This is a genomic window from Planctomycetaceae bacterium (genome assembly GCA_039680605.1).
Taxonomy (GTDB): Bacteria; Planctomycetota; Phycisphaerae; order SM23-33; family SM23-33; genus JAJFUU01.
Genome location: JBDKTA010000008.1, coordinates 48,886 through 74,095, shown reverse-complemented (window position 1 = coordinate 74,095; position 25,210 = coordinate 48,886). Strand labels below are relative to the sequence as shown.

Annotated in this window: 12 protein-coding genes and 1 riboswitch; all 12 genes read right to left on the bottom strand. The window is 65.7% G+C overall.

Features of this window, described 5'->3' with window-relative positions; all coding sequences use genetic code 11:
- Positions 1-4 precede the first annotated feature (4 nt).
- The gene (locus ABFD92_02330) at positions 5-796 is read right to left on the bottom strand and encodes a type II secretion system protein (GenBank protein MEN6503353.1); all 792 of its coding nucleotides are present in this window, start codon (positions 794-796) and stop codon (positions 5-7) included.
- A gap of 85 nt (positions 797-881) precedes the next feature.
- A complete protein-coding gene (locus ABFD92_02325) occupies positions 882-1,445 on the bottom strand; it encodes a PEP-CTERM sorting domain-containing protein (GenBank protein ID MEN6503352.1) in 564 nt (187 codons plus the stop codon).
- 234 nt (positions 1,446-1,679) lie between these two features.
- Positions 1,680-1,872, bottom strand: a riboswitch (cobalamin riboswitch).
- A gap of 164 nt (positions 1,873-2,036) precedes the next feature.
- On the bottom strand, positions 2,037-3,041 hold the full coding sequence (locus ABFD92_02320) for a DHH family phosphoesterase (protein MEN6503351.1): 1,005 nt from the start codon (positions 3,039-3,041) through the stop codon (positions 2,037-2,039).
- Positions 3,010-3,957: a bifunctional riboflavin kinase/FAD synthetase gene (locus tag ABFD92_02315; protein MEN6503350.1), complete on the bottom strand. Its 948-nt coding sequence runs from the start codon at positions 3,955-3,957 to the stop codon at positions 3,010-3,012. The genes ABFD92_02320 and ABFD92_02315 overlap by 32 nt, the downstream gene beginning before the upstream one ends.
- Positions 3,958-4,096: 139 nt before the next feature.
- On the bottom strand, positions 4,097-9,826 hold the full coding sequence (locus tag ABFD92_02310) for a PEP-CTERM sorting domain-containing protein (GenBank protein ID MEN6503349.1): 5,730 nt from the start codon (positions 9,824-9,826) through the stop codon (positions 4,097-4,099).
- Between the two features lie 291 nt (positions 9,827-10,117).
- Positions 10,118-11,029: a DUF58 domain-containing protein gene (locus ABFD92_02305; GenBank protein ID MEN6503348.1), complete on the bottom strand. Its 912-nt coding sequence runs from the start codon at positions 11,027-11,029 to the stop codon at positions 10,118-10,120.
- A gap of 277 nt (positions 11,030-11,306) precedes the next feature.
- Complete coding sequence (locus ABFD92_02300; protein MEN6503347.1) at positions 11,307-12,338, bottom strand: MoxR family ATPase; 1,032 nt, start codon at positions 12,336-12,338, stop codon at positions 11,307-11,309.
- Between the two features lie 39 nt (positions 12,339-12,377).
- On the bottom strand, positions 12,378-17,138 hold the full coding sequence (locus ABFD92_02295) for a hypothetical protein (GenBank protein MEN6503346.1): 4,761 nt from the start codon (positions 17,136-17,138) through the stop codon (positions 12,378-12,380).
- The gene (locus ABFD92_02290) at positions 17,135-18,835 is read right to left on the bottom strand and encodes a hypothetical protein (GenBank protein ID MEN6503345.1); all 1,701 of its coding nucleotides are present in this window, start codon (positions 18,833-18,835) and stop codon (positions 17,135-17,137) included. The genes ABFD92_02295 and ABFD92_02290 overlap by 4 nt, the downstream gene beginning before the upstream one ends.
- On the bottom strand, positions 18,832-21,267 hold the full coding sequence (locus tag ABFD92_02285) for a hypothetical protein (GenBank protein ID MEN6503344.1): 2,436 nt from the start codon (positions 21,265-21,267) through the stop codon (positions 18,832-18,834). Before ABFD92_02285 ends, ABFD92_02290 begins: the two co-directional genes overlap by 4 nt.
- Positions 21,260-23,974, bottom strand: coding sequence for a BatA domain-containing protein (locus tag ABFD92_02280; protein MEN6503343.1), 2,715 nt, complete (start codon positions 23,972-23,974; stop codon positions 21,260-21,262). Before ABFD92_02280 ends, ABFD92_02285 begins: the two co-directional genes overlap by 8 nt.
- Before the next feature lie 13 nt (positions 23,975-23,987).
- Positions 23,988-25,193, bottom strand: a complete 1,206-nt coding sequence (locus ABFD92_02275) for a prenyltransferase/squalene oxidase repeat-containing protein (protein ID MEN6503342.1) — start codon at positions 25,191-25,193, stop codon at positions 23,988-23,990.
- Positions 25,194-25,210 lie beyond the last annotated feature (17 nt).

The window sequence follows — 25,210 nt, the reverse complement described above, 5'->3', positions numbered from 1 at the left end:
TGTCTTAGTTGCTGTAGTATGGGGCATTGGCGGTGCTGACGAATCCCAGGTTTCGCTGCGCGTTGAGCAGCATTCCCTGGCCCGGCGGCAGCAATCCGGTGCTGCCTGAGGCAAACAAGACGCCGCACTGGGCGCTATGGCGGAAGTGATTGGTCGGCGTGACGGTGCCCGCGGGCACGGGCGGCTCGAGGTACGTGCTGTTCTGGAAGATCGGGACGCCGGCCGGAGCCCAATACAGCGCCGAGTCGGCGTAGACGATCAACTGCGAGGGGTGCGTGATGTCGGCGCCGGTCTTGCGGGGAACCTCGATCGTCGGCGCCCCGACGCGTGTCATGAACTTGCTGTCGAGGAAGAAGGCATTGTACCCGTATGACGTGGTCGGTTCGATAATGCCCGCCTGGGGCACCACGTCTTTCCAGTTCATCGACGGGCACAGCAGGCAGTGGAAGTCCCAGTAGGGATACATCCAACTGGCCTTCTGGTTGACCGGGTTGGTGGCCGCACCCCAACTGTAGATCCAGGTGAACGCCGGTGTGCCCTCGTACGCCACGTTATATTGCGCGCGATATGGCGGAAACTGGTCGCCATGATCGCGGCGGTAGTTATTGATCGACGACCCGATATACCGCAGGTTGGTCTGGCACTGCACCGCTCGGGCGGAACTCAGCGCGCCGCTGATGGTGGGCACCAGCATCGCCGTCAGCACGCTGATGATGGCAATCACCACCAGCAGTTCCATCAGCGTAAAGCCGCCCTGGCGGCCGATTCGCATCGTCTTGTCTATCGCTTGGATCATTTCACGCCACTTAAGCCAACGGTACCGAACCCGGGCCCCATGGCAAGGGCCCGGGTCCGGTCTGTTGGGAGGTTATCTAACTAAACTATGCATGCCGCCGGCGCAGCAGGGCTGCACCGCCGACCAACAACAGTCCCAGCGTGATCGGCTCAGGCACCACGACGGCCGGAGTGACCGGCGAGCGCTGATGGGCCCATGTCTCAAAATCGATCCAGCCCCAGGACCAGCCGTCCCACGCACCATTACTGAGCGGGCGAGCGTCGCAGCCCATGGAATACTCGCTCCAACTGCTACCGTCAGAACTGGTGTAGTATCCCCAGCTATATCCGTCATCCTTGGTCACGCCGGTGCGGGAAATGTCGTTGACCAGATGTGCCTGGAAGGCATCGTACCAAGTTGCATTCACATCAATGGCGCCCGAGGCATCGATGGCCGCCAGCGCATCCCAACCGGTGGCGGTTGCATCCCAGCGATAGCTAAAGGCAAAGTTCTTGCCCACGCCGAAATCGATTACGACCACCGCCTCATTAGCGCCGCTTCCGGTCCACGCCTCGACCTGAACGCCGTCAAACACCGCCGCCTGGGCCGACGCGGCCAAGACCAGCACTCCGCACACTGCAACTACCGTCAACACATTGCGTCCGAACATCTCACAACTCCTTTTGTGCCCTCGGGCACAGACGGAACCGACAGCCCGCACGCGGACCGTCTCGGGGAACAGAAACCTGGGGGAGTTCTTGAAGTGCCGGCGCGAAGAGGGAAACGGGCCCGTTTTCCGCCTCGTCGCGAGCGGCAAAGAAAAATCCCGGACACTCGCGGGAGCAAGTTCCGGGACAATGCGCTGGAAGGCGGATTGTTACCGGCACCCACACACTCGCGGTGGTGCACCAGGTTATCGGCAGGCAGGTCTTCTGGCTTCCGGATCTTCCTCCCGCTGCGCCTTCCCAGATCGTTAACACAACGATCCAGTGGCCTGTGCAGCGGTCGTCACCGGTTACAGCGGCGCGTCCGCGGCCGATTTTCACGGCCTTCCCTTGGGTCCGTCGTCGACGAACACCTGCAGATGTGCTCTTTCTAGTGCATCTCCGGAGCCCTGTCAAGCCGGGTTCTGAAAAAACTTACCGCAGAGGCTCAGATCCGTAGCATGGGCGTCTCGCCCATGAGTAGCACGGCCGTCTCGGCCATGCAATCGGGAATCACGGGCGGGACGCCCGTGAGACTCACGGGCAAGATGCCCGTGCTACTTCACGCCGGCTTCTTTGAGCGCCTCCGCGCATCGATTCACAAACTGGGTTTTCAGTTCGTCGACATCTCCGGCGAGGCGCACGCCGGCCGCACGGCGGTGACCGCCGCCGCCGTACTGGCGGGCGATTTCCGCCACGTCGACGGCGTCGCGGCTGCGAAGGCTTATCCGCACCAGCGTTCCGTTCTCGACGAGGATGATGGCCGTCTCGACCGACGCAATTCGCAGGGCTTCATTGACGAGGTTCTCGGTCTCTTCGTACGTGGCGCCGGTGGCCAGAAAGTCGCTCTTGCGGATCGTCATCGCCGCCAAGGCTCCCTGGCAATGCAGTTCCAGGCTTGCCAGCACCCGGGCGATCAGCTTGAGCCGCTCGGGGCGGTCGGTCTGGTAGAGCTTCTTATACAGCACGTCGGGACGCACCCCGGCGGCCACGCACTGGGCGACCGCCCGCAAGGCCGTGGCGTCAGTGTTGGCAAAGTGCAGCCATCCGGTGTCGGTGGTGATGGCCACCATCAGCGCCTCGGCGACGGCGGCAGGGATCTGCCAGTGCAGGTGCTGGATGATCTGCATGACGAGAATGCCCGCCGCGGCCGCGGATGGATCCACCCATTGGACGCTGCCCAGGTCGTCGATGGTGCGATGATGATCGATGACGACGACTTTGTCGCGCCGGGCGACAATGGCGTCGACGATGCCTTCAAGCTGGCTGGCGGCGCAGGTGTCGACAATCACGACGAGGTCGGCAGCGTCGGCCAGGGCGGCGAACTGGTCGCCGGCGTGTACTTTCGCATCAGGAAACAGGAAGGTGTACCGCTCGGGCAGGGCGTCGGGCAGGACGCAGGCGACGGTCTTGCCCGCGGCGCGGGCGGCGCCGGCCAGGGCGGCCATCGAGCCCAGGGCATCGCCGTCGGACCGCGCGTGCGTGGTGATGAGCACCGAAGCGGCTGCCGAAAGGCGTCGGCAGAGCAGGCTAAAGGGATCGGTTGCAGATTTCTCGCACACGCTGCACGTCCTTGGATATCTGGGCCTTGAGGGCCTCGGGGCCGGAAAACTTTTGCTGGTCGCGCAGGCGTTCCAGCAGGCCCAGGGACATCATCTTATCATAGACGCTTTCCTGCCAATCCAGCAGGAAGGCTTCAACGACAATCTCCTGCCCGTCAAAGGTAGGCTTGGCGCCGACGCTGATTGCGGCCGCAGTTCGCTGAGAGCCAATGCAGGCCCATCCGGCATAGACGCCTTCGGCGGGCACGACCAGCGGTCCGGTGTCGATATTGCACGTGGGAAAGCCCAGGCTTCGCCCGACGCGCCGCCCCATTACGACCGGCCCCTGCAGCGTATAGAGACCGCCCAGGCAGCGGGCGGCGTCTTCCACGCGCCCGGCGGCTACCAGCGTGCGGATGAGCGTGCTGGAGACCTGGACGGTCTGCCCGCCCAGTTCGATCAGGACCGGGTCGATCACGTGAACGAAAAAGCCCAGGGCCGCCCCGCGGCGGCGGAGTAATTCGATGTTGCCGGCGCGCTTGGCGCCGAAGAAGAAGTTGCCACCCTCAACCACGTGCCGCGGCTCAAAGCGGTCCATGACGACCCGCGCGACGAACTGCTCGGCTGTCAGACTCAGCAGGGCCTTGTCGGTGCGGGCCGTGACGACATAATCGGCGCCGGCTTCGAGCAGCAGTTCGGCGCGGCGCTGGGGCAGCGTCAGGCGCAGCGGCGCGTCCTGCGGGCGCATGACCAGGTCCGGGGGCGGGTCGAAGGTCATAGCCACGACGGGCACGCCCTCGCCATCGGCCAGCGCCCGCGCGCGGGCGATGATATGGCGATGTCCCACGTGTACGCCGTCGAAGTTGCCGATGGTCAACACGCACCCGCGCATCTGCGGGAGCACCGACTCCAGGCCTTGTACATGCCGCTCGTTCATGAAGGGTCAGATTCTAGCACCGGCGGCGGGAGTATCCAATAGAGTCTCTGCTGGGTGCCTGTGACATCCGCAAAAAAGCGGGCGGCCGCAGCGGATTGTCCGCTACGGCCGCCCGTTCTCGTTTAACCGGAACTTGCCCTTATGCCCGACGGCGGCGGCGAATCACCACGGCCACTGCGCCCAGGACCAGCAGAGCCATGGTCGCCGGCTCGGGGACATCCACCACCACGTCAGTCAGAGTGATGGTGCCCAGTCCGTCGATGAAATTATAGTTAACGCTGCCCGTGCCGCCGATCCAGTACACGTTGGCGAAGGACATCGAACTGATGTCATTGGTGGCGCCGGTGAAAATCGTCACGACGCCGGGGTCGAGACCGACGCCCAGGGCCGACACGTCGACGTACAGATCAACGTTCGACAGACCCGTCAGCTTCGCATAGCTTGACCCGCTGTGGGTCAGGACGATCTGGTCGTAATCCTCGCCAGCCACGCCGTCGACGCCCAGGACCTCCATGTACCACTGGGCATTCTGGCCCAGGTCATTCTTGGCGAAGTTCAGGGCGCCGTACTGGGCGTCGCTGCTATCGCAGTACAGATCGACCGTCGTGATTCCCGCGCTGTTGCCGGGGTTGATGCCGCCGGCAGTATTGGCCAGATTGCGGGCAATCGTCAGGGTGTCATACCATCCCATCTTCACCGTGCCCGTGCCGGTGACCATCTTGTTCATCGTCCAGGAGTTCTCGCCGATATCCTCGAACTCCAGGACTGCGCCGGTGGCGATATTGACCTGCGCACCGGAACCGAGGGAACCGGCGGCATTGCGGTCGCCGCTGGTGTTCCTGACGTACAGCTTGCCGCCCTGGATATCCCAGTTGCCGCTGTAGGTCTCGGAACTGTTGCGGTCGAAGTACAGAGCGCCCACGCCGGTCTTGGCCAGGTTGCCGCTGCCGTTGAGCACAACGCCCATGTACATCCAGTCGCCTGCACCGGTGTCCTGCTTGATCGTGCCGCCGGCGCTTTCGATGTACAGGTTGTTGTTGTCGTTGTTCTCGCCAAACCAGTAACTGCCGCCATTGACGTTTTCCACCGTACCGCCGTTGAGGTGCATGTTGTAGACAGGCGCCTGGCCGTCGGTGTTCTTGGCCAGCCCGCCGGCATACACATTGACGCGTCCGGTGCGGAAGCCCGAGCCGATCTCAAAGGCGCCGCTGGCGGCGGTGAGATTCACCGTACCGTTGCCCAAGCCGTACGAGTTGCCCATCCGCAGCGTGGCGGTGCCGGCGATCGTGATCGTGCCGCTGTAGTTGGCGTCCGGCGAATCGCCCTGCAGTTGAACAACGCCGTCTCCGGCGATCGCCAGGTTGCCCGTGCCCTTCAGCAGGGCGCCGATGTACAACCTCTGGCCGCTGTCGCTGGAAATCGTCGAGGCGCTGTCCACGGTGATGTTGCTCGAGCTGCCGTTGCCGATCCAGCGGTCGCCGTTGCCGATATCCTTTCGGAGCGTACCTCCCTGAAGGTGCAGATTCGACAGCGGATTGTTCCAGCCGTCCACCGTCGCGACGCCGCCGGTCTGGACATTCACCCGGCCGCTGTTGATGCCTTCGCCGGTCAGGAAGGTGCCGCTGCTGCCGTTAAGGTTCACGGTTCCGCCCGACAGACCGTACTGATTGCCCATCCGCAGCGTCGCGGCGCTGCCGACGGTGATCGTGCCGCTGTACGTGCTGTCCGAGGCGTCGCCTTGGAGGTGCACGCGGCCGTTGCCGGCAATCGCGAGATTACCCGTGCCGTTGAGCACGGCGGCGACGTACAGGATCTCGCCGTTGTCGCTGGAAATCGTCGAGGCGCTATCCATGTAGATATTGCTCGAACTGCCGTTGCCGATATACCGGTCGCCGCTGCCGACATTCTTGGTCAGCGTACCGCCGGCAAGGTGGAGATTCGAGATCGGATTGTTCCATCCATCCACCGTCGCGACGCCGCCGGTCTGGACATTCACGCGGCCGCTGTTGAAGCCTTCGCCGGTCAGGAACGTGCCGCTGCCGGCGACGATATTCAGCGTGCCGCCCGACAGACCGTACTGATTGTTCATCCGCAGCGTGGCGGCGCTGCCAATCGTGATCGTGCCGCTGTAAGTGTCGTCGGACAGATCACCCTGGAGATACACGCGGCCGTCGCCGGCGATGGCCAGCGCGCCCGTCCCGTACAGCGGGGCATTGATGTACAGCGTCTGGCCGTTGTCGCTGGAAATCGTGGAGGCGCTATCGATATAGATGGCGCTGCTGCTGCTGCCGTTGCCAACGCCGAGATCGCCGACGTTCACTTCCTTGCGCAGCGTACCGCCGGCCAGGTGCAGGTTGACGACCGGGTTCCACCAATTGGTCACTTCGGCGACCGCGCCGCTGTTGACGTTCACGCGGCCGATGGCGAAGCCTTCGCCGATCTGGAACAGCCCGCCGTCGCCATTGACGTTCACCGTACCGCCCGACAGACCGTACTGGTTCTGCATTCGCAGCGTCGTGCCGCTGGCGATGGTGATCGTGCCGCTGTACGTCTCGTCGGCGGTGCCGTTCTCAAGCCGCACGGTTCCGTCGCCGCTGATCAGCAGATTGCCCGTGCCGGCCAACTGCGAGTTCACATAGAAGTTGGTGCCGGCGCCGGCGTTGTTGCTGATGGTCGAGGCGCTGTCGACGGTAATCCTCCCACGGATGCGGGCGTCGTTGGACACGCCTTCGATCACGCCGCCGTCCAGATGGATGTTACTGGCCGTGCGGTCGGAGTTAACCGACAGCGTGCCGGTGTCCTTGACGTTCAGGCGGTCGGCGAACGTATTGCCGTTGCCCGTGGTGGCCGTGCCGCCGGCCAGGTCGAACTCGTTGCCGCTGGTAAAGTTCGAGGGATTGTTGCTTTCGCTGTCCTGCCACTGCGTGGTGGTCTGCCAGTCACTGTCGCCGCCGACCCAGGTGTACAGCGTCGAGGGCGGAACGGAGTAGATCGTGATCTTCTCGCCGGCTGAACCGGTGAAGTAGCTGGCGAAATCGACCGATGTGCCATCATCCGCCTGGTAGGTCTGAGTGATGTCATACCAGTCGTTGGCGTTATAGGCGTTGTCCTTGGTGAAGAGGTATCCGCCCAGGGTGAACTGCGAGACGTTCACATTGGTCACGCCGCCGTCCTGGTAGACGACCCCGGCGCCGGAGGCGATGCTCAACATGCCGCCACCGTTGCCCGTCGAGTCGGCCGCGTTGAGGTACAGATTACCGGTGTTGACCGACCAGTCGCCGGTGAAGCTGGTGCTGGCGTTCATCAGCCACAAGTTGCCGTCGCCGACCTTGTTCAGCGTCCCGCTGCCCAGCAGCTTGGCGTACAGGTACATATTCTCGTCGGCGTTGGTCATCTCTATGTTCGAGGAGCTGTCGACGGTGATAACGCTGTTGCCCGTGCCCTGCCCGACATACTGGCCGTTGGTGCCCTTGAGCGTACCGCCATCGAGGTGCAGGTTGGCGAGCTGCTTGTAGTGGCCGTCGCTTTCAGCCACGCCGCCGGTGAGGACATTCACGCGGCCGCTGGCGAAGCCTTCGCCGAGTCGGAACAGCCCGCCCGTGCCGGTGACACTGACCGTGCCGCCGGACAGACCGTTGGGATTGCTCATCCGCAGGGTGCTGCCGCTGTCAATCGTGATCGTCCCGGTATAGGCCGTTCCGATCTTGTCATTATTAAGCTGCGTCAGTCCCGGACCACTGATCAACAGATTTTCCGTCCCGTACAGCCGTGCGTTGATGTAGAACTCCTGCCCGGCCGTGACCGAGGAAATCGTCGAGGCGCTGTCGATGTAAATCTTGCTGCCGCTGTTGCCGCCGTTGCCGACGCTGCGGTTTCCATCGCCCTGCAGTGTGCCGCCCTGCAGGTGGAGATTCCCGACGTAGGTATTGTTGTCGTCGTTGTACGCCACGCCGCCGGTCTGGACGTTCACCTGACCGCCATTGATGCCCTGGCCGATCTGGAACAGCCCGCCCGAGCCGGTCACGTTGATCGTGCCGCCGGACAGAGCATACTGATTGCCCATCCGCAGCGTCGTCCCGCTGTCGATGGTGATCGTGCCGCTATAGGCCGTGCCGGACTTGTCGTTGTTCAGGACGACGCGCCCCGGTCCGCTTGCGAGCAGGTCTCCGGTCCCGTTAAGCCGGGCGTTGATGTAGAAGTCCTGGTCGGCGTTCATGGACGAAATCGTCGAATCGCTGTCCACATAGATCTTGCTGCCGCTGTTGCCGCCGTTGCCCACGCCGCGCCAGCCGTCGCCCTGCAGCGTGCCGCCCTGCAGGTGGAGGTTGCCCACGTACGTATTGTTGTCGTCGTTGTACGCGATGCCGCCCGTCTGGACGTTCACCTGCCCGCCGTTGATGCCTTGGCCGATCTGAAACAGCCCGCCCGAGCCGGTCACATTAACCGTGCCGCCGGACAGAGCGTACTGGTTGCCCATCCGCAGCGTAGTGCCGCTGTCGATGGTGATCGTGCCGCTGTAAGCCGTGCCGGATTTGTCGTTGCTCAGGACGACACGCCCGGGGCCGCTCATGACCAGGTCGCCCGAGCCGTTGAGCTGGGCGTTGACGTAGAAGTCCTGGTCGGCGTTCATCGAGGAAATCGTCGAGGCGTTGTCGACAAAGATCTTGCTGCCGTTGTTGCCGCCGTTGCCGACGCCCCGCCAGCCGTCGCCCTGCAGATCGCCGCCCTGCAGGTGCAGGTTGCTCACGTAGTTGTTATTTCCATCCGTGTAGGCCACGCCGCCGGTCTGGACGTTCACCTGGCCGTTGGCAAAACCCTCGCCGATCTGGAACAGCCCGCCCGAACCGGTCACGTTGACCGTGCCGCCGGACAGACCGTACTGATTCCACATCCGCAGCGTGCTGCCGCTGTCGATGGTGATCGTGCCGCTGTAATAGACGCCGGCGCGGTCGTTATTGAGCCCGACTCGCCCGGGGCCGCTGATCAGCAGGTCGCCCGTGCCGTAAAGCTGGGCGCCGATGTAGAAGTCCTGCCCGGCGTTCACCGAGGTGATCGTCGAAGCGCTGTCCACGTAGATCTTGCTCCCGTTACTGCCGCCGTTGCCGATCTGCCAGTTGTTGTAGCCCTTAAGCGTGCCGCCCTGGAGGTGCAGCGCGGCGATCTTGGCGCCGTTGTTGTCGTTTTCGGCGACGCCGCCGGCCTGTACCAGCACTTGGCCGTTGTTGAAGCCCGCGCCGATGAGGAACTCATCGCCGTCCACGACCACCGTGCCCTTGGCCAGGGCGTTGGCGTTTTCAAGCCGAACCTTGCCGCCGTCGATGGTGAGGGTGCCGGTCCAATTGCCCAACGTGCCGCCATTGAGGCGCAGCAGGCCGTCGCCGGTCTTGACCAGGTTGCCGCTGCCGCCGGCGCCCATGTTGAGAATCGTGCTGAGGTAGAAGTCCGTGCCCGTGGCGACGTTGACGGTCGAGGCCGTCACGCCCGCAGTCGGATCGACGTCGTCGATCTTCAGCACGCCCCAGCCGTGGTTGTACAGCTGCGTCATGCCGCCGGGGCTGCTGGCCACGGTGCCGCCGGCCAACGTCAGGTTCATCGGCGCCGCCCAATTGACGGTGATGTCCAGCGTGCCGCCGGCATTGACCGTCAGGGCGTCGTAGAACGTGTTGCCGTTGGCATTGGCGATGCCGGAGGAAATCGCAAAGGTATCGCCGCCATTGTAGCTGCCGGAGTAGCCTTCCGGAGACCAGTTGCTGCCGGTCATCCACGAAGAGTTATCCGAGCCAACCCAGGTATACGCTGTCTGGGCTTGGGCGGTACTCATCCCCAGCGTCATCACTGCGATGACAAAGAAAGTGGCCAATTTCCTCATGACGAGCTCCTTTGTTCAGTTGAGGACTTGCCGCACGGCAAATTCCTTCCTTTTCTTCTTCTAAACAACCCAGCAAAACAAAATGAATCAGACAGCGTCGAAAACAGGGCTGGGCACCTCTGCTCCAGCGAAAAAACACACGGCGGTTCTCCTACCACCGGAATGTGCAATGGGTATACTAACCGACATTGGAAATTTCGCAAGGAAAAACCGCGCCGATGGTGAAAAATACTCGGAACGAACCTTGGCTATGGGCCCAAGGGTCTCTCTGGCATGCGATTTTCAGATTTGCTATCGTCCGCGGTTGAGGAGGCTGCGGCGGTGGAGGTAGTCGCAGAGGATTTCGCCTTTGTCGCGGCTGGTATCGACGGGGACGTACTCGATCTGGTTGCGGTGGCAGATGTCCTCGATCTGAGCGTTATGTCTTCCCAGGGCATCGAGATAGCTGTTGCGCAGGTCGTCGGGCTGGGCCAGCAGGTTCTGGTCGCTCTCCAAGCCAACAAACTTGACCATGCCCGCCAGGTCGAACGTTCGCTCATCGTGGTGGAGCGTGTGGAAGAGCACGACCTCGTGCTTGTTCCAGCGCAGTTGCTGGAGCGGGCCTTCGAGGCCTTCCAGGTCGCAGAAGAAGTCGCTGAAGATCATGACGATCTCGCGTCGCTTGAACCGCCCGGCCAGCACCTGCAGGCAGGCGCCCAGGTCGGTCTTCTTGACCGGTTGGATCTGGTCGAGCACGTGCGTCATGCGGATGACCTGCCCCATGGCATTGCTGGGGGGGACGTGGTCGACGACGTCCTGGTCGAAGGTCGTCAGCGAGACCTTGTCGCTCTGATGCACCACGCAATAGCCCAGCGTGGCGGCCATCTCGGCGGCGTACTGCATCTTCTGCTGGCTGCCCTCGCCGTAGCGCATCGACGCGCTGACATCGAGCACGAGGTGGCAGACGAAGTTGGTCTCCATCTCGTACTGCTTGATGAAATACTTCTCGCGCGTAAAGTACACGCGCCAGTCGATGTGCTTGGGGTCGTCGCCGGGGACGTACTCGCGATGGCCGGCGAACTCGACGGCGAACCCATGGCGCGGCGACTTGTGCGCCCCGGCCAGGTTTCCCTCGACCAGCAGCTTGGCCTCGATCCGCTGATCCGCCATCCGCGCCAGCACGGCCGGGCTCAAGTATCGCGTTAAGATTGATGTCTGTGCCATAGCAATCATCCAGGTTCGGGGACGGGGAGTGCGGGATTTAGAGGATTAAGAGGATTAAGAGGATTAAGAAAGAAGAGAACTGATTGACACCTGTCACAGTCTTCATCTTTGTTCCGAATCCTCTTAATCCCTTAAACCGCGTAATCCCGCACTCTCCGTCCCCATCTTCGTTTTAATCCTCTTGGTCTTCCTGCCTACCCATCCCCGTCCCCGTCTTCGTTTCTAATCCTCTTAATCCTCTCAATCCGCGTAATCCCGCACTCCCCGTCTCCGGCCGTCACGCCACGGGGCGCTGGTACTGCTTGTCTGCCGGGATCGCCTCGACGAGCATGTCGACGAGCTTGTCGCTGCCGACGTTGGCGGCCTGGGCGGGATAGTTCGCCGCGATGCGGTGCCGCAGCGAGGCGTGGGCAACGGCCTGCACGTCGCCGGTGGTGGCGTGGAAACGCCCGTAGAGGATCGCCCGGGCCTTGGCGGCCGTCACCAGCGTCAAAAGCCCGCGCGGGCCGGCGCCGAAGTTCACCCAGTTGTTGATGAACTCGGGGGCTTCCCCGGTCCGCGGTCGCGACGCCCGCACCAGGGCGTGGGCGTAGCCGAGCACCTGGTCGCTGACGGGCACGCGGCGGACGAGGTCCTGCACCTGGACGATCTGGTCGCCGCTCATAACCGGCGTGATCTTGCCCAGCGAGTCGGTCGTGACGCGACGGGCGATCTCCCACTCTTCCAGGCCGCTGGGGTAGTCGACCTTGATATACAGCAGGAAGCGGTCGAGCTGGGCCTCGGGCAGCGGGTAGGTGCCTTCCTGCTCGAGGGGGTTCTGCGTGGCCAGCACGAAGAAGGGCGCAGGCAGGGTGTGGATCGTTCCGCCGGCGCTGATCTGGCGCTCCTGCATCGACTCGAGCATGGCCGCCTGCGTCTTGGGCGGCGTGCGGTTGATCTCGTCGGCCAGGATCATGTTGGCAAAGAGCGGCCCGGGCAGGAACTGGTACTGCCGCTTGCCGGTGGTCGGATCTTCCTGGATGACCTCGGTGCCGGTGACGTCGCTGGGCATCAAGTCCGGCGTGAACTGAATACGCTTGAACGTCAGGTGCAGCGCCTGGGCGATCGAGCTGATCAGCAGCGTCTTGGCCAGGCCCGGGACGCCTTCCAGCAGCGCGTGGCCGCGGGAGAAGATCGAGATCAACACCTGCTCGATCACTTGATCCTGGCCGATGATCACGTTGGCCAGTTCCTTGCGGATGGTCTCGTAGGCCTTCTGGCACGTCTGCACGGCTGCGATATCGTCTTTGGAAAGCTGCTGCTCGCTCATTATCGACTCCTGGGCGCTGGGCCCGTTTTTCGGTCCGTTCTACTTGACGCTCTGGCGGTAGTTTTGAAGTTTCTCTTCGTATCCAGGCGGCGGCTGCGTCTTGGCGCTGCTCTGGATGGCCGCACGCAACTCCGGCGGCAGTTTGGCAAACCACGGTTTGTCATCATGTTTCTTGGCCGCGACTTTGGCGTCGGCGGTGCGCCGGCCGGGCTTGTTGAGCCCGCCGCCCTTGCCGCCGCCGAAGTTCTGCGGGGCATTGGGGTCGACGTCCGGCGGGGTGACATTGGGCTTGGCCTTTTCCGGAAGGGCGAAGGGGTCTTCCGGCGGCTCGTCGTTCTTGGGCTCGGGCTTGAAGCCCGGAGGCAGCGCCTCGCCCTTGGGGATCAGGTCGTCCATCTTGCCGACTTTGGCCCAGGGTCGCTTGCCGTCGAACTTTCCGTGCTGGTTGCCCTTCTGCGGGCGGTCCTCGGTCGGGTTGCCGGTGCTCTCGCCGCCGACGCCCTTGCCCGGCGTGCCCTGGCCCATGCCCAGATCGCCCGGCGTGGTGCCGGTCTTGCCCGGCGGGGGCTTGTCGTCCTGCTTGTCATCCTGCTTGGGCTGCGGCGGGGCCTTGACGATCTCGACTTCCTCGTCTTCGTCGCCCTTGTCCGCATCGTCCTTAGGCAGCTCGCCGTTCTTGTCCAGCGTTTCGAGGGCCTTGTCGACGACGGGCTTGGTGGCGATCTGCTCGGCCGTCTCTTCCGGCGCCACGGGCTTGAACTCATCGCCCAGGGGCTTGGGCGCCGGCGGAGGCTGGTCTGACGCCTCGGTGATGGTGCGCTTCTTCTTTTCCTTGGGCTTGTCCTTGTCCTCAGGCTTCTTGGCCACCTGGTCCTGCTTGTCGGCGGGCTTGTCCTGCTTCTTGGGCGCCGGCGGCGGAGGCGGCGGCGTGCTGCGACCGGTCGGGGTGGCGGGCGAGGGCTTGCCCGTGTTAGGCTCGAAGACTCCCGGGGCCGAGGGCGGCGCAGCCGGTTGCGCCGGCGAGGTGATCGGCGCCGTCTGAATCACGGTCGAGGCGTTAACGCCTTCTTCGGGCGGGTTCTGCACCTGGGGGTTGTTGGTATCCTGGGCCTGCCCGACAGCGGTGGCGGGGTTCTGGGGCCCCTGGGTCTGCGGGGGAATGGGTATCTTCTCGCCGCCTTCGCTCTTGTCCATCTTTCGCTGCTGGGGCATGGCCCCACCGCCGGCGATCTGCGGCGGCAGCGGCGGTTTGTTGCTGGGCGGGAAGATCGGCGTCGTCTCAGGGGGGATGAACTCCTGCTGCGGCGCGCGGTCGAGATTGGGGTTGAGCTTGGCCGCTTCCTTGAGGGCCTCCTTAAGCGGTTTGTTGGCGACCTTCTTCTGCTGCGAGAGTTTCTCGGCCATGTCGCCCATCTCTTCCTGGGCGCCGATGTAGTCGCCGAGGGCACTGGCCAGGGCTTTGGCCTTGTTCAGGTCCTCGTCCTTCTTATCGCTCTTGGGCATCTCGGGCTGTTGCGGCTGGGCCTGCTGCTGACCTGCCGGGGCCAGTCCGCTCTGTCCGGGGGGCGATTCCGCCGCCGGGGCCTTGCCGGGCTTCTGGAGCTGCGCGGTCGGGTCGGCGGCGCCTGCCCCCTGGTCCTTATCGCCTTTGCTTTCCTGCGGGATCGCCCCGTGCGAGGGCGGCTGGGGGCCGGAGGGCTTCTTCTTGCCGTCGTCGGGCAGCTTGGGCTGGTCGGGATTGTTCCGCTTATTGGGGGGCAGCTTGGGCTGCGGGGCGGCCTCGCCCATCTGGGCGGCCAAGGCGATCAGCTCCTCGCGGGCTTTCTGCTGCTGCTTGGCAAGGTCTTTGAAGGTGTCGGCGAGCTTCTTGTCTCGCTGAAGTTCCTGCTTCTTGGCCTGGAGGTTTGCGGCGGCCTGCTCGATGTTCTTTTTGACATCCTGCTGGGCCTGCGGGGCGGCTTTGCCCGCCTGCGTGCCGCTCTTGGCGCCTTGCTCGGCGGCCTGCTCGGCCCGCTTGAGGGCCGTGCCGGCGGTGGGCTCGACGTTCTTGGCCTGTGCGGCCAGGGCGGCGGCCTTGGCTTGCTGGGCGGCGAGATCCTGCTTGGCCGCTTCGGCGAGTTTCGCCTTGGCGGCTTCGAGATCCTTCAGGGCCTTGTTGAGCATCGCCGCGACGTCGGCCTGGGTCTTGCGCGCCTCAGGCGCTGCAGCACCTGCTTCGATCTGCTTGCCCGCCTGGGCAGACTTTGCGGCTGCCTGGTCAAGCTGCCCCGCCGCTTGCGGTGCGGCGTCCTTGGACAGCGCCGCGGCGGCGGTGGCGTTTTCGGTGACGCGCTGCTGGGCCTTGAGGTTGATCGCCCCGGGCGCGGCGGTCTGGGCGGCGGACTCTTCGCTCTGCGCCTGCGTCTGGGCGTCGGTCAGCGACTGCTGGGCGATGGCGACGGCCTTGGCGGCCTGGGGGGTATTGCCTTCGAGCATGGCGCGGACGGCCGTCTCGGCGGCCTGCTGCACGTCCTGGAGTTTGGCGGTGACGCCGTCGACGCGTCCGGCCTTCTGGGCTTCGAGCGCCGCGGGGCGTCGGGCGGCGTCCTTGAGCATCTCAAGGGCCAGGTCGACAGTCTTCTGCAGTTCATTGACGGCTTCGAGGGGCGTGTTGGCCTCGCCGCGTCCATAGCGAGCGATCGCCGCGGCGGCGGCGGCCTGCGCGGTGGCGGCCTGGTTAAGCTTGTCGGCCATATCCGCCGCCTGGGCGGCCTGTTCCTGCCCTGCCGCTCGCAACTGATCGGCGCGGGCGGTGAGGACTTTCTGCTGGGCGGCTTCGACGGCCGCAAGCTGGTTGGCGACGGACTTCTCCGCGGCGGTCAGCGCCGCGTCGACGCCTTCGGCGACCTTCTCGACCGAGACCAGTTCCCTTGAGGCGGCTTCGTCAAGCTGCCCGGCGGCGGCGACAATCTCGCCGCGGACGAGCTTGGTGGCCTCGGCGAGCAGGTCGGAGGCCTGGAGCGCTTCGACGGACGCCTGGCGGGCGGGGTCGGCGGCGATGTCCTTGGCGATTCGCTCCCGCGACTGGTCGACGAGGGCCTGGGCCTGAAGAATCGCCTTGACGGCGCTGGGGGCGGTGTCCTTGATGCCCTCGGCCACGCCGCGGGCGACGTTCGAAACGGTCTGCTGCTCCTGGACGAATTTCTTGGCGGCCTCGGGCTTGAACCCCCCGTCATTGGACGCCAGGCGTGCGCGGACAGCCTGGGCGCGTTCGGCCACGCTGGCACGTTCGAGGGCGTCGATGGCGCGGGCCAATTCGCCGATCTTGACGCCCAGGGCCTTGCGGTTGGCGTCGGCCAGCGCCCGCTTGACAGCCGCGTGCGCCTGGTCGAGGGCCTCGGCGGTGGCCTTGACGGCCGGTCGCGCCCGCTCGGTCGCCAGGGGGATCACGCGGAAGGCTTCGAGTGCGGCGTCTTTGGCCTGCACCAGACGGGTGGCAACGACTTGGGGGATCATCGGGTACTTGGCATGTTCGGCGGCGACCAAGTCGGCAATGCTCTTTTCGGACGCGGCGGCCTGGGCGGCGTTGCCAAGCTGCCCTTCGATCTGGTCGTGTTGGGCGCGGATGAGCGTCAGTGCCTCGTCGAGGCGCATCAGGGCGGTCAGCTCGTCAGCAAGCTGGGCGGCGGTTTTGTCCGAGCCCAGCGTCTGTTCCGACGCCCGCAGCAGCGCCTCGACGGCAGACAGGCTCGCCAGGACCGCCTTCTGCGGTTCCATCGCCTGGGGCATGGCGGCAGCGGCGAGAACCTGCGCCGCCTTGAGGGCCGAGGCCTTGGCGTTTTCCAGATGAGGCGCCGTCGGCGGAATGTGCGTCAATCGCTGGGCCAGCATGCCCAGGTCGCGATGAATGCCGCGCTGCTGGTCCGCCAGTTGCGGCGCCTCGGCGGCCGAGGCCTTCTGCGTGACCGCCTGCAGCGCCTGCTGGCGACGCTGCAACTCCGTCAGCAGGTTGAGAAGCTGCGAAAAGCTCAGGCGCGTCGCGCCGCTGGTGCCTACCTGGTACAGCAGCGCCGTCAAGCCGTCGATGACGGCCTTCTGCTCGGCGGCGCCCTTGGCGTAGTCGACCGATTCAATCAGCCTGGCCGCGGCCAGCGCATGCTCGCTGACCTTGTGGGCGCGGAGCATTCGAAGCCCATCCGAGGCCGCCGCCCCGGCCGGCGGGCCCCATCCGCTGATGATCGACAGCTCGTCCACCAGCGCCAGCAGCATCGTGTTGACGTCGCGCTGGTCCTGGACGGCCGAGACCGCCCGCGTCTCGCGGGCCTCGAGGTCGGCGATCTCCGGCAGCGTCAGCGTCAGCTTGTGTACCGCCCGCTGCATCTCCAGCAGGTGGTTGGCCTGGTCGGACATGCGGGCCACCCGCATGCGCTCCAGCAACCGCTGGCGTTCCGCCGCAAGAGTCTTGACGACCTCTCGCACCTTGGAGCGGGCCTGGGCGAACAAAGCCTCACGCTGATCGGGACTCACCTGCTGGGCCTTGGTCAGCAGCACCACCACGTCCTTCATCTCGACGTCGGTGAGCCGCTGCACGTTCTGGCGCATCGAGACGATATCCTGGTACACCGGAAGGTCGGTGAGCTGGTTGCAGCGGAACTGCTCCAGTTGCCCGTCCAGCACGTCGGCGATCAGTTCCCCCGCCATCTGGCGCGCCCGCAACTGGGCCCCCTGGTACGTCCGCAGCGCATCGGGCTCCACCCCAACCGCCACGCCCGACAGCAGCACCGCCGCCACGCCGGCCGCGATCAATCTTGTCTGTCTCATGGCTTTGCCCTTTCCTCAATGGTCGTCGACCGATTGATGATCTGGCGAATTTTCTGCTCCGACTGGGCGTCGGGGTCTTTCGTCAACGCCTGCAGCGCCCCGGCCTGGTCGGTCACTTTGAGCATGATGGGCGTGGCCGCCGTCGTGCGCCCGGGCCTCTTGCCGCGATAGTCGCACCCCTCGAGCACCAGTTCGATGGCGTCGCCCTTGGCCAGGCCCAGCGGCGCCAGGTCGAACGAGAAGCCCTCTTCCAGCGGCAGCTTGGGCAGCGGCACGATGGCGCCCTGGGCCAGCAGCGAATAGGTTTTCGTGCGGGCCTCGCCGCCGACAGCCGGGCGAACCGTCAGGCGCATCGTCAGGGCGCTGATGCCGAAATCATCCGCCAGCTTGTACCGCACCGTCGGTCGGGCGTTAGGCAGCACGACCACTTCTTTCAGGCGGGCGACGCTGGCCTCGAGTGTCGGAGCGCGGTCGTCTTCCAGACGGATCTGGCCTTTGATCGGATCCACCGGAGGCAGGTCGTCGCGATCGATCGCGGCGATCTCGTAGTCGATGGGGCCGCTCACTTCCGACAGCGGCGTGCCCGTGGCGGGCAACGTCCACAGGCGCCCGTCCTGGCCGGCGTCGGTCAGGGCGTAGCGCTTGTCGGCCACGACCAGCTCGACGCTCTTGAGGGGCTTGTTGAGGCAGCGCACCTGCAGGTCGACGCTGGCGCCGTCGTAGACAGCGATGAGGCGCTTGGAGACGCCCTCAGCCGCCTCGGCCACGCCTGCCGCCCGGGCGTAATCGGGCACGGTGGGCTTGAAGATCGGCTGCACCACCGGCGGGGGCACGGGGATCAGCCGCGCCCACTGCGTGCGGGCGTCGCCCAGGGCGATCCGGAACTCGAACGCGCCGCTCATCTGCTCGAGCTGGGCCACGTGGACCTGGTCGCCCTCAAGGGCGGTCAGGGGCAGCGTCAGGGCCGGACCCTGGCCGACGGGCTTGATGTCGATGTGCCCCTCGCGGGGAGGCACGCCGGCCCAGGCGACGCGGAAGTTCACCGCCCGCCCCACCGGGCAGTGCGCGGTGAAACCGGGCTCTCGCAGCACGCCCAGCGACTGGCTGTTGATCCGCACGTCGCGAATCTCGGTGTCGGTGGGATAGAACGCCGACGAGAACATCAACCGCATCAGGAAGATGCCGCTGTACTGCGGGAAGATCGCCAGCGTCGCCACCACCAGCGCCATCGTGCCGGCCCCGGCCAACAGCCGCCGGCGCAACCCGCCCTCGGGCAAGTCGCTGGCCAGGCGCCACCGCTGCGTCTGCTGGGCCACGCGGTCGATCACCGCCTGCTCAAGATGTTTGGAGCCCCACGTTGCCGCCGCGGGCGATTCGAACTGCATCGCCGCCACCAGGTCGCTGTCGATCTTGCGATGGCGCTCGACCTTGAGCGCCACGTCGATGGCGTCTTCGCGCCGCGCCAGCCACGGCCGAACCATCCGCGCCATCACCCACGCCAGGGCGGCGGCGACCGCCGCCAGGGCGATGCCCCGCTGCAGGCGCGTCATGAGGAACAGGATGTCGACCAGGAACATCGCGTACAGCAGCCACAGCCCCGCCAGCACCAGCGCCGACCAGCCCATGAAGGCGCGGGCGCCCGCGCGGCGCCGCATCAGGGCCGAGAGTTGACTTCGCAATGGCTTGAGGCTGCTCATGGCACGTTGATCCATTTCCGCAAGGCCCACTCCCCCACCGCCAGCACCACCAGCAGCAGGAAGCACAACCAGGTGCTCGACAGCGGGAAGATCCGCACGTCGGTCTTCTCCACCCCGGCAAAGCGGATCTCGCCGGGCAGCTTGTCCAGCGTCGTCAGGTCGTACACCTTGCCGGCGGTGGCCTTGGCCAGGTCCTGTTCGAGGCTGATGTTCCGCACGGCGCTTTGACGCTCGGCGGAAATATTCGTTACCGAAAAAACCACCTCCGAAAACTCGCCGGTCACCGAGTCCTTGACGCGGATGCGGTAGTCGCCGCTTTCCAGCAGCGGAAGCACCAGCTCGTACTGCCCCTGCTCCTGGCGGGCCAGCGGAATGCTGATCGCCCGGGCGGGGCGCACCTTGCCCGCCTCGTCGGTGACAATCAGCTCGCCCTCGAGCTTTCCGCTGGGCAGCTTGGCTCGCGTCAGCGGCTGGAAGTCTTCGTCGTACGCGTCGACGGTCAGGCGCAGTTCGTCGTCGACCTGGTACCGCGTGCGGTCGCTGCGGGCGATGAACCGCTTCTGGCTGCCGGTGGCGTGGCCCAGGCCCAGGCGGTAGATCAACTGCCCCCAGAACTGGCGGTAGTACTTTTCGCCGTGCAGCCGCCGCAGGCGCCACGTCTCGTCGAACGCCAGGTACGCCACCTCGCCTTTGCCGTACTGGCGGATGGCGATCAGGGGCTGTTTGGTCTTGCCGTCCTCGCAGGTGTCGCTGGGGTGCTCGGCCAGCACGCGCGTGCGCGGGTCGATGCTCTTGCATGGGTTGTACCAGGACAGCGGGCCGATGTTGTCCCAGGCGCGGGCGTTCTCGTCGTCATTGTCGCCGAGCTTCATGAACCCGTAGGCCTTGGCCGCCGGCGTCAGGCGCATCAGGAAGTCCTTGCTGTCGCGGCGCCGGGCCTTGGGGTCCAGCGTCACCGGCAGCATGTCCGCCAGCGGCGTTCCGGCCAACTGCCCCGGTCCATGCACCGGTCCGCCGATCACGACCAGGCCGCCGCCGAACTTGCCGACGAACTCCTTGACGTTGTCGCAGAAGCGCCCGGTGAGGGCGTCGGCGGGCACGTCGCCCAGGAAGATCACGTCGTTAGCGAAGAACTCGCCGCGGTTGGAGTCGATCCGCGGCGTGAACAGCGGGTTGGTCCGCCGCACGTCGGGGTCGCTGGAAAACAGGAACGTGCGGAAGCCCCGCATGCCCACCAGCTTGTCGCGGTGGAACACTTCCTTGATGAACCGCCACTCCCAGTTGGGCTCGTACGCCACGTACAGCAGCCGCATGAAGTCGTCGCGAATATTCACCTCGCGCGACGAGGCGTTGTTCTCCTCGACGCTCTCGCCGCTGACGGGATCGACCTTGGCCGTCAGCCGCACCCGCCCCACTTCGTCGGGAATGAACGGGATCTCCGTCGCCGCGCGGGCGCCGCGGAGCGTCACCTGGCGCTCGCCGATGACGCGCCCCTGGCGGCTCTTGTCCACCGCCCCATCGGCTGTCAGAGGCTCTGCCGTCACGCGCACGGTGACGCTCTGCCCGTCGAGCTGGCTCTGCTGGAGCGAGACGCTCACGACGTCGCGTTCGGCCTTTTTGAGCACCGGCGAGATGGTCATCTTGACCGACAGGTCTCGCGTGGCGACGGGGCCCAGGCCCACGGTGTAGATCGGTCGAGCGAGCCTGGCCGCCGGGGCGTCGGGGTCGGGTCCGGAGTTCTTGTTGAAGTCGCTGAACATGACCACCGCCCCCAGGTCGTCGCGCTTGTACTCCAGGGCGATGTCGTCGATGGCCTTGCCCAGCGGCGTCAGCGGCGCCGCGGCCGTCAGCGCCGCGGCGATGGTCTTGCCCTCGGCGGCGCCGTCGGAAGCCGTCGACGACTTGAGGGCGTGGACGCCCTGGCGGTCGATGGCAAAGGCACGCAGGTGAGCCTTCTTGTTCATGTCGGCGATGAAGTCGCTGCTGCTCAGCAGCCCCTGGATGTACTCCAGGCGGCTCGGCGGCGGCGTCCCGGGCGCCGGCTCGATGCCCGCGCTCTTGCACAGCGCCTGCTGCTGGGCGCTGTCGAAGCGGTCGCGGATCGCCATGCTCTCCGAACCGTCAAACAGCAGGTACACCAGCGGCTTGGGCGACTGGCGGTAGCTGATCTTGAGGATGGGGTCTGCCGCCACGAAGAACAGCGCCGCCAGCACCAGCGCCCGCAGCGCCGCGCCCCAGAACCGCCGCCGGTCGCGGATGCGCGGCTCGAACTTCAGATACGAAATAATCCCCAGCGCCGCCAGGGCCACACAGCCGAAGAACACCCACGCCGGCGCCCCGGCCGCCCAGTGCTCGCCAAACGTCAGTTCCGGCGCCGCGGTGATCGACTTGGCGTCTTTGAGCCCGAACAGGAATTGCCAGAGTTCACCCATGGGCGGCCTCCTGTTGCGGTTTGGCCCGAAGGTTGGGCCAGATGACGATCAGCCGCTCGATGAGCATCAGCAGCAGGACCGACCATATGAGCCATTTCCAAAGGCTCTCGCCGTGGGCCCGCGAGCCCTGAAGGCTGATCGAGTCGCCCTGGCCGACCCACGTGAACTTGACGTCGCCAAGGGCTTTTTTGATCTCGTCGCGATTGAGCAGCGTCACTTGCGATTCGCCGGCAAGACCGTTGAACGCCACGTCGGCTTCGAAGGGCGGCTTTGCGGCGTCGCGGCTGGCCGTGCGCTGGATGTGGTAGGCGCCGCGCTGGGTGACGGTCCGCACAGTCAGGGCGTAGGTGTCGCCTTCGAGCACCTCGACGGGCAGGTCGTCCTTGAGACCATCGGGGCGTTTGAGGGCGAAGGTGTCGAGGCGGTCGGCCTTTTCGATGGGCAGCACCAGCGGGGTGCCCACGCCGCTGGTGCGCTGGGGCAGCGACTTGTGCAGCATCGACCGCAGGATCCGGTCGTACACGATCACCGCGTCGTCGAGACCGACGGTGTTCCATCCGCCGTCCCAGTTGCCCAGGGCGCCGCTGGTACACATGACGATGCTGCCCAGCCCCACCGACCGCTGCACCACCGCGGGCAGACCGTTGCTGAACCGCGCCAGCACGCGCGGGCGGGTCTTGTCGGCCAGGTCGGCGGCCAGTTGCTCGACGCTCTGCCCCTGGGCCGGGCGGCGGTCCATCGGGTCGCCCACACGCTGGCGGGCCCAGGTCAGCCATCGCGGCTGAATCTCGCCGCGGCGCTGCTTGTCGCGAAGGCGGTCGGCGCGCTGCTTGTCGGTCAGGCCGCTCGTGCGGTCCTCATGGGCCCAGGAATCGGTCCCGATGAGGAACGTGAGGTTCTCAGCCGTGCGCTTGGCCTGGGCGGCGACGGCCTTGTCCACGTCGACGGGCTCGACTTTAGGAACGACGGCCTTGAAGAAGTACGGGCCGGCGGCGCCGGCGTAGAGGTCTCGCAGGGTCTCGGTCGAGGCGCCGGGGATCTGGAAGTACTCGCCGATGAGGGAGTCGAAGTTCCACTGGAAGTATCCGGGCGTTTCGCCGCTCTCGCGCAGGGTCTTGCCAAAGGGTTCGTCGGCAAGCTGGGCCGGCAGGATTCCCGCCCCGTCGAGCCAGGCCGAGAGGTTCCAGGCGGCAGGCTGAAAGTCGCCGCCGGCGGCGATGAAGATCTGCCCGCCCTGCTCGACGTACTGGCGGAGGGTCTTGACCATCGGTCCGGGGTCGGTCGTCCCGGCGATCACGACGAGGCGCGCGTCTTCGAGGGCGGCCTGGCCTTGCTGGGCGAGGCGCTCCATCGTCACGTGGCGCACGTCGATGATGGGCAGGGTCTGGTCCTGCCGGCTCAGGCGCGGCGCCAGCAGCATCCGAAGCTGCAGCGTCTCGCCGAAGAGATTGGCGTCGATGTCCTCCCGGTCGCCGTACTGGTCGACGAACAGCACCGGCAGACCGGCGACCACCGGCACGACGGCGTAGCGCACGTCGTCGTGGGGCAGGCGGTCCGGCGGACCGATCGAAACGCTCACGGGCACGAACTCGGTCTGGCCGCCCTTGACGGCGGACTCGATCTTGTGCGTGAAGATCACCGGCTGACCTTGCCCGCCGGCCAGGTCGACGCTTCGCGTGTCGACGACCTTATCGCGGACCTTCAAAGCCACTTCGACCCCGCGTCGCGGCTGGGGGCCTTCGTAGCCGATGGTGGCGGTGATGACGGCAGGGGCGTCTTTGGCGGCGACCTGATCCTGCAACTGCACGTCGGCGACCCAGGCGTTTTCGCGCTGTCCCTGCGGGGACAGGTCGACGATCTGCAGGTCGCTGACCTGCTTCCAGGCGGCCTGGCTGTCGCCGCTCCAGTTGCGACGCTGGTGGTCGGACAGCAGGACGATGCGCTTGTCGAGATCGGTGACGTAGCGGCTGGCCTCGTCGGCCAGTGCCGCCGCCTGCTGCATGGTGACGGCCCGGTCGACCAGGCGGATCTCGCTGACGGCGGACTTGGCGTCGTCAATCGACACGCACGGGTCGAGCATGACCGGCCGCGCCGAGCCGCACAGGGGCACGACGGTCACGCGGCTGCCGGTCGGCAGGTCGTCGATGATGTCCTTGGCGCGTGTCTTGGCGTCATCGAGCAGCGTTCCGTTGGTCTGGCGGTAGCCCATGGACAGGCTGTTGTCGATCAGCAGGATCACGTGTACCGCCTGGCCGGACTTGGGCCCCGCGGCGTCCTGGCTGACGCGGCTGGCGTAGTCGCCCAGAAACGCCACGATCGCCACTGCCAGCAGCAGCGCCCCGGCCACCACCGCCAGGATGCGGCCCAGCGCCTTCTGGACCACCGCCGCGGCGACCAGGCTCAATATCCCGAAGAATCCGCACACCAGCGCCAGCGCCGAGAGGGACCCGTAGCCCGAGGAGAAGAACGGTCGCGACAGCGCGAAGCCCAGCATCAGCAGCGCCGCGGTGCGAACGACCATCAGCAGCACGTCGCGCACCTGCAGCATCTTGCGGCTGCGGACCATCGCCAGGCGCAGGAACTCCATCGGCGCCCAGTGGATCGTGCGGAATCGCTGGCGGTTGAGCAGGTGCAGCGCGACGGGCACGGCCGCGGCGACCACGCCGGCGACGGCAAACACAGCCAGTCCTGGAGGAAAGTTCAGCATCGATCAAACACTCTCACGGGTTGTCCGTCTTTGAACCCTCGACGGTCTTGATCAGGCTTTCAATTCGCCCTTCCTGCAGAATCGGCAGGTAGCGGTTGGGCATGGCCAGCACGAAACAACCGATCGCAGTGCCGTAGAACTGCGCTTCCTTACCGCGCATCCACCAGACGGTGGACTGCCACGTGCCGTGCTCGGGGCTGCCCGGCTGCACGCGTTGGCGTTTGGCAAGCTGGTCGCGCAGGACGGTGTATCCGATTTTCCAGTCCTCACCGCCGCGCTGGTAGAGCGCCTGGCTGAGGTAGTACAGCGTGTAGGCGTCGAAGGGCACGTGGTTGTCCGGAACGGTCATCGTTTCCTTCTTCATCTTGCGGGCGTCGGCGTACTGCTTGATGAAGATCGGCTCGCCCACCTTGACCATGTGCCGCAGGTACAGGCACGCCGGCGCCAGGCGCGGGTCGTCGTACTGACCGAACTCCTGCAGGCAGATCACGCCGATAGCCGTGGTGGTGATGCTCGTGTTGCGGACGTTGCCGGGCGAGTACGAGAACATCCCCATCTGCTTGACCAGCTTGGGATCGTCCACCCCCACGGCAAACTCGGCGCGGTAATTGCGCCGAACGAACTCGACGGCCCGCTGGATCGCGCCGGGGTCGACCTTGAACCCGCAGTCCATCGCGCTGCGAAGCGCCTTGGCCTGCATCACCGTCAGCGACAGGTCGTGACCCTGCGGCTTCGAGATCGCCACATAGTCCCACCCGCCGTCGGCGCACTGGGCGTCCTGGATCAGCCGCAGCGCCCGGTCCAGCGTGCGACCGACGCGCTTGTCGCCGGTCATACCGTAAAGCTGACCGAGAACGAACGTGCAGAGACCGTGGTTGTACATGTCGTGGCCGCGAACGGCGATGTTCATCAGGCCAGACGGTTTGGCGTTGTCAAGAAGATAGTCCATCGCCTGCTGGACGTTGCGGCCGTACTTGCCGCGACCGGGCAAATGTCCGGCTGACAGATACGCCAGCAGCCCCATGCTGACCAGGCCCATCTGCTCGTTGTCCCAGTTGCCCTTGGGGCCCTGGTTCTTGGCCAGCCAGTCGATGCCTCGCTCGAGAGCGGCCTTGCTTTCGGGTGTGACTTCCCAGGTTCCCTCGGCCAGGGCGGCGGCGGGCAAGGCGCCTATCACGGCTACCAGCAGCAGAGCGATCTGTCGCGTATGCCTGTTCACGAAACTCCCATCGTCCC